Genomic DNA, 9503 nt, shown 5'->3' with positions numbered 1-9503 from the left:
CGATAGATCACATGCCCATCCGCACCCGAAATCGCGTAGGCGCTTCCGGGGCCATCAAACCCATAGGAGGTGGTTCCTGAAAACGGCGCGCTGACCAACAGATCAGACTTTCCATCACGGCCAAGGTCTCCGGCTTCGACCATATACCAGCCGAAAATCGACTGTTCCGTGCCATTGGGGTTCGAAATCGTTCGAATTAATGATCCAGTTCGTCCTGAATAGATGTAAACAGCCCCAGCGCCAGTCGCCGTTGGGTAGATCGTCCCGGTCTGCGGGGCGCCAACCGCGATATCTCGCACCCCATCACCATCAAGATCAGCAATACTTCTTGTCACCCAACCAAAACCATCTGGGGGAGCAGGAGAAATATTTGAACCTATGGGTGCTTGAGCATACGCCCCACCTGAAAATAGAGAGGTTATTAAAGATAAATGTCCTAAAAGGATCCCTAAAAATATGATGGCCATTCCAAATCTTTGCTTAAAACTCTTCATGGCATTTCTCCCACCTGAATTATTATAGAAAATTTAAAATCCTGTTTACCCATATTTTTCAGCAGTTTGCCCTGATAGAAGGTGATTACATTTTTCTTCCACAACCTTTACATTGCGTTTATTGGGGTGTCTGTACCACAGAGGAATTCGAATTGTCAAGTACTTTTTTAGTACTTTTTTAAATATTTTTTCAAGTGATATAAAACAGGCCAATTTAATTGCCGGCATTGTAACCGAAAAAGGGATATTCAAACCAAACGAGCTTAAGCGGCTCGCTCCCTGAAACATTGTTTTTAATTTCTTTTTTTCCAGTAGCCAGGCCGTCGATTAAGATGGGCTACTGCAGTGATGCGAAGAGCGGAAGATTTTATTTGATAAACAACCCCATAAGGGAACCTCGTGACAAAACAACGGCGGGAGTTTTTAGATAAGATTGACCACGCATCTGGATATTCAATAATCCGAGCAATAGTGGCATAAACTTCTTCGGCAAAGATTAAACCAAGCCCTCGTTGACATTGTTCGTAATACTCAATTGTCCTATCAAGCTCTGCTTCAGCATCGGGGTGAAAATAGAATTTCATCGCTGATATTTGTTGCGAATCCTCGAAAAAACCTTCTCACCGGGAAGTAACTTTACGTCGCCTTTATCAATTTGGCTTATGCGTCGCTCAGCCTCTTCAGCCCAGAGTTGGTCAATTTCCGATTGCGTGGGAAGGTTAAGACTGGTAAGGAGCTTCTCTACGAGACTCACTCTCGCATCAACAGGAAGAGACAAAGCTTCCTCAAACACTTTCTTGGCAACAACGGACATATTTTTATCCTCCTGTCATAATACCTTTATATTCAAACATATCCACTTTTAATTGTAAACCAATATCAAGTTAATGCTCGGATAGAAGGGATCGATGGTCTTTCAAAAACAAAGGGAACTCTTTGAGGGACAACTTTTTAACTTCCCCGGTTTTTCGGTCTTTAAGTTCAACCACTCCTTCGTTTAAATTCTTTTCGCCGACGATAATCTGATAAGGGATTCCCAACAAATCGGCGTCGTTAAATTTGACACCCGGCCGCTCCGCACGATCGTCGATGAGCACCTCAAAGCCTTCTTTCTCTAATTCGGACCCTAATTGCTCGGCAGTCTGGACGACCTGAGAAACCTTTGTGTTCAGCGGGAGAATGACGATATGAAAGGGCGCAATCTGAAAGGGCCAGATGATTCCCTTGTCATCATGATTTTGTTCGATGGAAGCGGCGCCGGTTCGTCCGATCCCGATGCCGAAACATCCCATGACATAATGTTCTTCTTTTCCATTCTGGCTCAAAAATTTCGCTTCCATCTCGACGCTATATTTTGTCCCGAGCATAAAGACATGGCCGACTTCAATTCCACGGGTCAAATGAAGCGATCCCCCTTTACAACGAGGACATAAATCCCCTTCGACTACCTTTCTTAAAGGATAATAAGCTTCCACTTTAAAATCCCGCCCCGGTTTAGCATGAAGATAATGGATATCTTTTTCATTACCCCCCACTACCCCATTTTCGATTTCTCGAATGGATTCATCCGCAAACACTTTCAGAAAAGAGAGGCCGATGGGCCCGGCAAAACCGCTCGGAGCATGTGTAATCTCTTCTACCACTTTTGGAGCGGCCAGCACTAAATCCTGAACGTTTAAAACTTTTTTCAGCTTAACTTCATTGAGTTCAAAATCCCCGCGAAGAAGCACGGCAACCGGGTTTTGATCCGCAAGATAAACCAGTGTTTTGATAATTTTTTGAACCGGAACATTTAAAAACCCGGAGACTTCAGCCACCGTTTTTTTACCCGGCGTGGTAACTTTTTCAATCGGCTTTTCTGTTTTCTCCTCACCCGTTCCGAATTGAGGCGGCCGGGTTTCTGCCTGCTCGATATTCGCGGCATATTCGCAGGCATGGCAGATCACCAGACAGTCCTCTCCGCTATCAGCCAAAACAGAAAATTCATGGGAGGAAGAGCCTCCAATGGCGCCGGTGTCGGCTTCGACCGCCCTGAAGTTTAAACCACAGCGCTGAAAAATCCGGGTATAGGTTTGAAACATGATCTCATACGTTTTTTGGGCCGCTTCGAAGGTTTGATCAAAACTATAGGCGTCTTTCATGATAAACTCACGCCCGCGCATCAGGCCAAACCGGGGACGGATTTCATCGCGAAATTTGGTTTGAATCTGATAAAAAATAATGGGCAACGAACGGTAGGAACGGATTTCATTTCGAACGAGGTCGGTGATGACCTCCTCATGGGTCGGGCCAAAACAAAACTCACGGTCATTCCGGTCTTTAATACGAAGGAGTTCTTTTCCGTAAAAATCCCATCGTTTGGTCTCTTTCCACAGTTCAGCGGGGATCACCGCCGGCATTAAGAGCTCAAGGGCTCCCGCGCGGTTCATCTCCTCTCGCACGATTTTTTCGATTTTTTGAATCACCCTTAATCCTAAAGGGAGGTAATTATAAATTCCAGCGGCGACTTTTCGGATCATCCCGGCGCGAAGCATCAGCTTATGGCTGATGACTTCAGCATCACCGGGATCGTTTCGCAAAGTTGGGATAAAAAATCGGGTAAAATAGGTCGGCATGATTTCTTTTTCCTAAAGGAGAGATAGTACAATAAAAGGGGCTGATCTACAATTCGAAAGTTTCGGATGATAAAACTTAAAAAGAAACCGGATATTAATTTCTGGCGGGATGCCTGACTTCCTGAGCTTCTTTTTCTTTGGCGACTTCAATGGCTTCTTCAATCAGAACATCATAAATTTCATCGGCATTGACTTTTCGGACAATTTCCCCTTTTTTAAAGAGGATCGCGGAATCTCTTCCTCCCGCAATGCCGACATCCGCTTCCATCCCTTCACCAATGCCATTTACCACACACCCAAGAATAGAAATATTCAAGGGTGTTCTAATATGGCCGAGTTTTTTTTCAACATCATTTGCCAGCTTGATGACATCAATTTCCAACCGTCCGCAGGTGGGACAGGCAATGACGTTAATACCGCGGTGGCGTAGTTCAAGCGCCTTCAAAATTTCAAATCCGGCGCGGACCTCTTCGACCGGATCCGCCGCTAAAGAGACCCGGATCGTGTCGCCAATTCCTTCGGAAAGGAGCAGACCTAACCCGATTGAAGATTTAATCGATCCCGTAAAAAGGGTCCCGGCTTCGGTTACCCCCAGATGAAGCGGATAGTCAGATTTAGCCGAAAAGAGACGATAGGCTTCCACCGCAAGGGCGACATGAGACGCTTTTAAGGACACTTTGGTATCATAAAATTCCATTTCTTCTAATATATGCAAGGCTCTAAACGCAGACTCAACCATGGCTTCAGCCTTAGGATAACCATATTTTTCAAGAAGGTCTTTTTCTAAAGATCCAGCGTTAATTCCTATCCGGATTGGAATTTTTTTAGCTTTCGCGGAAGCGGCGACTTTTTCGAGCTTTTCTCTCGAACCAATATTCCCCGGATTTAACCGGACACAATCCACCCCTTCTTCCAGAGCAATCAGACCTAATTGATAATCAAAGTGAATATCTGCAATTAACGGGATCTTAATTTGTTCCCTGATTTTTGAGAGGACTCTTGCGGAAGGGTGATCGGGAACCGCCACCCGGACAATTTCACATCCGGCATTTTCTAACTGGTGGATTTGGGTGGCGGTCGCCTTGACGTCGTCGGTATTCGTCGTCGTCATCGATTGGACGCTGATGGGCGCGTCCCCTCCGATCGGAATTCCACCCACGTTGATCCGTTTTGTTTTTCTTCTCGGCTTATTCATTCTATTTGAATATGCGGAGAATATCATTGTAGGAAACCACGACAAAAAGGGTCATTAAGGCCGCAAATCCGACGGTCTGGGCAATCTGCATCCCTTTTTGATTTAAAGGCCTTCCCATCACCGCTTCAATTCCGAGAAAAAGGAGCCATCCACCGTCCAAAACAGGGATGGGTAATATATTCATGATCGCCAGTTGGAGGCTTAAAAATGCCATCAGGGCGATCAAATCGCCCATTCCTGAATGAGCCGCCTGTCCGGTAAGTTGGGCAATCATAATCGGCCCTCCCAAAGATTTCAGGGAGAGGTTGAGGGTTAACAGCTGTTTTAAAACGTCAAACGTTAACCGGGTTAATTCAGCGGTTTTGACAAACCCTTTTTTAATCGATTCAAACAGGCCGTAACGTTTAAAAACCATTTTTTGTCCAATGGAAACCCCGATCACCACCATCCCGGAAGCATCGTCCTTTACAGGAACTAACGTTTTATTAAAGAGGTCCCCTTTTCGATCAACCATCAAATTAACTTCTTTTCCTGCATTTTTCTTGATAAACAACGACATTTGATTCCAGTGGGTAATGGGTGTTCCGTTGATCGAAACGATTTTGTCCCCCTCTTCCAGGCCTGCTTTTTCAGCCGGGAAGCCTTTTCTAACCTGTCCTACCGCTGCAGGGATCTCGGGATATAAACCGGCTGTCCCAACCCCGGTCTTTTCGTCAGAAGAACTGACCATTTTTACAGCTTTTATTTCGTCTCCCCGTTTCAAGACGATGTCCAGTTGTGAGTTGGGATTAGCCCCTATTTGCGTCAAGGCCCTTTCCCAGGTATCGGTCTCTCTTTGATTGATGCTCTGAATGACGTCTCCCGGCTGGAGCCCCGCTTCCTGTGCGGGCGAGTTTTCATCAACCCAGCCGATTTTAGGAGCCTGATCAATATAAGCTGGAACATCGGTCCCGATTAAAAAAACCAACGGCATTAAGGCAAACGCTAAAAAAAGGTTCATGAACGGACCGGCAAATACGATCTTGGCCCTCTGCCAAACGGTTTTTGAGGCAAATTCATCGGGCGCTTTTTGAATTTCATCCGGATTCTCCCCGGCCATTTTGACAAAACCGCCCAAGGGAATTGCGGAAACCACATATTCGGTGTCTCCGATTTTTTTTCCGTAAATTTTTGGCCCGAATCCTACCGAAAACTTTAAAATCCGAACACCGTTTCTGCGGGCAATGTAAAAATGGCCCCACTCATGAATGACCACCAGAATACCTAAAACAATAATGAAAGTCACAATCGTGTATAACATCTGGATTTACTCCTTATTTTTTCCCCTGAAAATTTTCAATGAGCCGACAAGCCTCTTTTCGCGCCCAGCTATCAGCATACAAAACATCATCCAGCGTTTGAATGGGACGCGGCCGATGACATTCCATTGTCCTTTTAATCACTTCTTCAATTTTTAGAAAACCCATTTTTCCATCAAGAAAAGCGGCAACCGCCTCTTCATTAGCCGCATTTAAAACAGCAGGTTGTGTCCCCCCGGTTCTTAAAGCTTCATACCCATATGAAAGACAAGGAAAAGCTTCGTTATCGGGAGGTGAAAAGGATAACGTTCCGGCAGACACCAAATCTAAAGGAGGCAGGTTCAATGAAAGCCTTTCGGGATAATTAATCGCGTAAGAGATCGGACCCCGCATATCGGGAATGGCCATCTGGGCCATGACCGATCCATCAATATATTCTACCATAGAATGAACGATACTTTGGGGATGAATGAGTACTTCAATTTTTTCTACAGGGAAACCAAAAAGCCACCGGGCCTCAATGACTTCCAATCCCTTATTCATTAAAGTAGCTGAATCAATTGAAATTTTTTTTCCCATTTCCCATTTGGGATGTTTAACGGCAGCCTCGGGAGTGACTTTTGCTTTTTGGTCCCGATCGAAGTGAAGAAAGGGCCCCCCGGACGCGGTTAAAATTATTTTCCGGACATCTTTTTTTTGATTTCCCGACAGAGCCTGAAAAATCGCGCTATGTTCGCTATCAATAGGAAGAATTGTAACGCCGGCGGATCTTGCTTCCTGACAAACCATCTCCCCGGCCATGACCATTGTTTCTTTATTGGCCAGCGCTATATTTTTTTTCGCATTGATCGCGGCGAGTGTTGGTAACAGGCCGGCGGCGCCTACGATGGCAGAAACGACGAGCTCTCCTTCAGGGCAGGTTGCCACTTTAAGAAGTCCCTCCCGCCCGAAAACGATTTCAGTTTTCACCCCGGAACAGAAGTCCCGTAATTTGGCAGCATGATCCGAATCGGAAACGGAGACGATCGAAGGACGAAACTTTTGAATCTGCTCTTGAACAAGGACGAGGTTTTTTCCGGCGGCCAGGGCTGAGATTCTAAATTTATCAGAGAATTGAGAAACAATTTTAAGGGTATTTTCACCCACCGAACCGGTAGAACCCAGCACAATGATATTTTTCATCGTTTGATCATACTCTATTCATAAATAGACAGTCTATTGAATATTAATACCGTTGGTAATCGTTCAGTCAACGGTTCTCAAGCGCCTGGAACGCCATTCCTTCCGACACCGATGAATTTATCCTCATCTCTAGATGATGACATTAAGGTTGGATAAGCAAAATTCATCGAAGTCTCCATCCGTGGCATACCAGGCACTTTCATCAATGCCCACCCTTCACTGAAGGGTTACTACCGTTGTTTCAACGGAGAAAAAAATCAAAAATTAAACAGGTCTGAAATAAACCAGATAATAATAAAGGACAGGCCCCGTAAAGATAAAGCTATCAATCTTATCGAGAATCCCCCCATGTCCGGGGAGGAGATGGCTGGAATCCTTAACCTGGTTGGCCCTTTTGAACATTGATTCCACCAAATCACCGATTTGGCCAGCAACGCTCATAACAAACGCCAATCCAATGGTTTCTTTTAAAGAGAAAACGGGTAAAAACCAGACACGCGAAATCAGGGCCAGAAGAATTCCAAAAACAAGGCCTCCGATGGCCCCTTCAACCGTTTTATTCGGACTTACGGCAGGAGCTACCTTTCGTTTACCGATTGACTTACCTACAAACAGGGCGCCCGAATCGGTTCCCCAGGTGACCATCGCGAGAAAAAAGATATACATAGCGCCTTGATCCAGAGAGCGAATGAGGATCAGATGGCCGAGGAACCAGGTCACATATAAAAGTCCCGTTCCCATGATGGAGACGGATAAAAAAAAAGATTCCCTGTCCGCGAAAAGATGCGCGGTTAGTAAAAAGAGAATTCCGAACGAAAGAAATGTCGATAAAATAAATGGAGAAATCATGGCTTCAATCCCTTTCGGATCGATTCCTTCTACGTAAAATCCCGCCATCAATAGAAGGGCCGCCGTCTCACCAATGACGATGACCCCATGTTTTTTCTCTTTAAAATAGAGGCGGAAAAATTCAAAAAGACCTAAACTGGAGATCAGGGTTATAAAAAACGAAAATAGAAGAGTGTGTTGAAAAGTTACGAGAAGATAAAAAAGCGGAAGAAAAATAAAGGCCACAATTAAGCGTTTGATCATAGCTTAACGTTTTGCGGATCAGAGTAGATTTCCGGGACAACTTTTCCGAACCGCCTTTCCCTCCTTTGAAAATCGAGAATTGCCAAAAGCAGGTTTTTTCGCCTAAAATCAGGCCATAAGGTTTTGGTAAAATAAAGCTCGGTATAGGCCATTTGCCAGAGTAAAAAATTGCTAATCCGTTCTTCTCCGCTTGTCCGTATCATTAAATCCGGATCAGGCAGCCCTTCCGTATAAAGATAGTTTGAAAAAAGGTTTTCGTCCAACTCTTTATACGCCCGGGTCCCTTTCTGGACATCGTCATTAAATTTGACGATCGCATCAATAATTTCACTTCTCCCGCCGTAGTTTAGGGCTATATTCAACCTCATTTTTTTGTTATTTCTGGTTTCTCGTTCCACTTTTTTAATATATTGAATCACCGATAGCGGAAGTTCTTCAATACGTCCCAGCGTGCGGAACCGAATGTCATTATCCATTAAGGTTTTCAGCTCTTTTTTAAGATATTCCTCCAACAAACACATCAGCGTCTTAATTTCTAACGCCGGCCTTTTCCAATTCTCGACGGAAAAGGCATAAATCGTAAGGGTGTCGATTTCAAGTTCACGACAAAGCGTAATGATTTCCCGAACCGAATGGATTCCTTCCCTATGGCCGGAAATCCGGGTGAGGCCTTTTTTTTCCGCCCACCGCCCGTTTCCATCCATTATGACAGCGATATGCCGGGGCGAAACACCGTTCTTGACTAAGACGATGAGTTCTTTTTCCGAGAGATTCTCTAACGAGGTTTGTTTTTGATTGCTCATCTTATTCTTGAAGTTTCCCTGCAGCGCCTGTTAATTGTTCAATCGGATGGTTAAACGGTCGATTCAAAAGCTCAATCTGAATCGTCTGATTGGGAAAGGATTTGACCTTAAACTCAAAAATCGGCTCGTTTTCCGTTGAATGAGAAACCTCGTTTGTCGTTTTAGAAAAAGAGGGAATTAAAAAACGGTCTGTTTCGAGGAGAAATCTTGAAAAGGTATCCATTAAAACCAAATTGTCTTTTTCCGGCGCTCCGCTAACCGAAACAGGAATTCTCCCGGCGCTGATTCTAACCCGGTCTTCCGGCCTTGCGTCCTGGCCGTTATGAATCAACAAAGTTCCTTGACTTTTATCGTCAGCAACCGCGGTCAGTTCGATAAACCCGATATTTTTTTCAAATTTTCCCATCTCTTCCTTTGTGACCGGGTTATAAAAGGGTTCGCCCGGCCGAAAAATGGTTAAAACCATCCCTTTCACCAGCCCATTTTTTTCCCCTAAATTAATGGTGCCTGTTTTTCCGTCAAGATGGGAGAGCATCCCTTCGATTTTAGGGAAATAGGTGGAAAAAATCTTCGCTAAATCATCGAGTGAAAGCGGCAGGGGTTCTGCTTGAATCATTGCCGCAAAAAGGAGAAAAAAGAGTCCAAAGAACATTAAGCGAATTTTCATCATTTTGGATTTAAGTAACGGCCCAAGAACAGAGTTAGAAAGCTGTCATTGCGAACAAAGTGAAGCAATCTCAAGACTTTACGATAAGATTGCCACGCACCCTTCGGTGCTCGCAATGACATGATTAATAAGTGGGTGCGAAGTCTATCGCTGGTCT

Annotated in this window: 10 protein-coding genes; all 10 read right to left on the bottom strand. The window is 44.7% G+C overall.

Annotated features, from left to right (window positions below; translation table 11 throughout):
• Positions 1-494 (bottom strand): FG-GAP repeat protein (locus HYR79_09730; protein MBI1821975.1); only part of this gene is annotated, 494 nt, incomplete at its 3' end.
• A gap of 293 nt (positions 495-787) precedes the next feature.
• Positions 788-1078 carry a type II toxin-antitoxin system RelE/ParE family toxin gene (locus tag HYR79_09725; protein MBI1821974.1) on the bottom strand — a complete coding sequence of 97 codons (291 nt, stop codon included), beginning with the start codon at positions 1076-1078 and terminating at the stop codon, positions 788-790.
• Positions 1075-1308, bottom strand: a complete 234-nt coding sequence (locus HYR79_09720; GenBank protein MBI1821973.1) for an addiction module protein — start codon at positions 1306-1308, stop codon at positions 1075-1077. The genes HYR79_09725 and HYR79_09720 overlap by 4 nt, the downstream gene beginning before the upstream one ends.
• A gap of 70 nt (positions 1309-1378) precedes the next feature.
• A complete protein-coding gene (locus HYR79_09715; protein ID MBI1821972.1) occupies positions 1379-3109 on the bottom strand; it encodes a proline--tRNA ligase in 1731 nt (576 codons plus the stop codon).
• 94 nt (positions 3110-3203) lie between these two features.
• A complete protein-coding gene (gene ispG, locus HYR79_09710; protein MBI1821971.1) occupies positions 3204-4304 on the bottom strand; it encodes a flavodoxin-dependent (E)-4-hydroxy-3-methylbut-2-enyl-diphosphate synthase in 1101 nt (366 codons plus the stop codon).
• Position 4305: 1 nt separating this feature from the next.
• Positions 4306-5604 (bottom strand): RIP metalloprotease RseP, encoded by a 1299-nt coding sequence (gene rseP / locus HYR79_09705; GenBank protein MBI1821970.1) that lies wholly within the window; start codon positions 5602-5604, stop codon positions 4306-4308.
• 13 nt (positions 5605-5617) lie between these two features.
• Positions 5618-6784, bottom strand: coding sequence for a 1-deoxy-D-xylulose-5-phosphate reductoisomerase (locus HYR79_09700; GenBank protein MBI1821969.1), 1167 nt, complete (start codon positions 6782-6784; stop codon positions 5618-5620).
• Positions 6785-7048: 264 nt separating this feature from the next.
• Positions 7049-7876 (bottom strand): phosphatidate cytidylyltransferase, encoded by an 828-nt coding sequence (locus HYR79_09695; GenBank protein MBI1821968.1) that lies wholly within the window; start codon positions 7874-7876, stop codon positions 7049-7051.
• Positions 7873-8679 (bottom strand): isoprenyl transferase, encoded by an 807-nt coding sequence (locus HYR79_09690; protein ID MBI1821967.1) that lies wholly within the window; start codon positions 8677-8679, stop codon positions 7873-7875. The genes HYR79_09695 and HYR79_09690 overlap by 4 nt, the downstream gene beginning before the upstream one ends.
• Before the next feature lies 1 nt (position 8680).
• Positions 8681-9349 (bottom strand): hypothetical protein, encoded by a 669-nt coding sequence (locus tag HYR79_09685; protein ID MBI1821966.1) that lies wholly within the window; start codon positions 9347-9349, stop codon positions 8681-8683.
• Positions 9350-9503: the final 154 nt, after the last annotated feature.

It is taken from the genome of Nitrospirota bacterium (genome assembly GCA_016178585.1).
Classification (GTDB): Bacteria; Nitrospirota; Nitrospiria; order JACQBW01; family JACQBW01; genus JACOTA01.
Note: the sequence above shows the minus strand (reverse complement) of the source record. Positions and strands in the feature narration are given on the sequence as shown.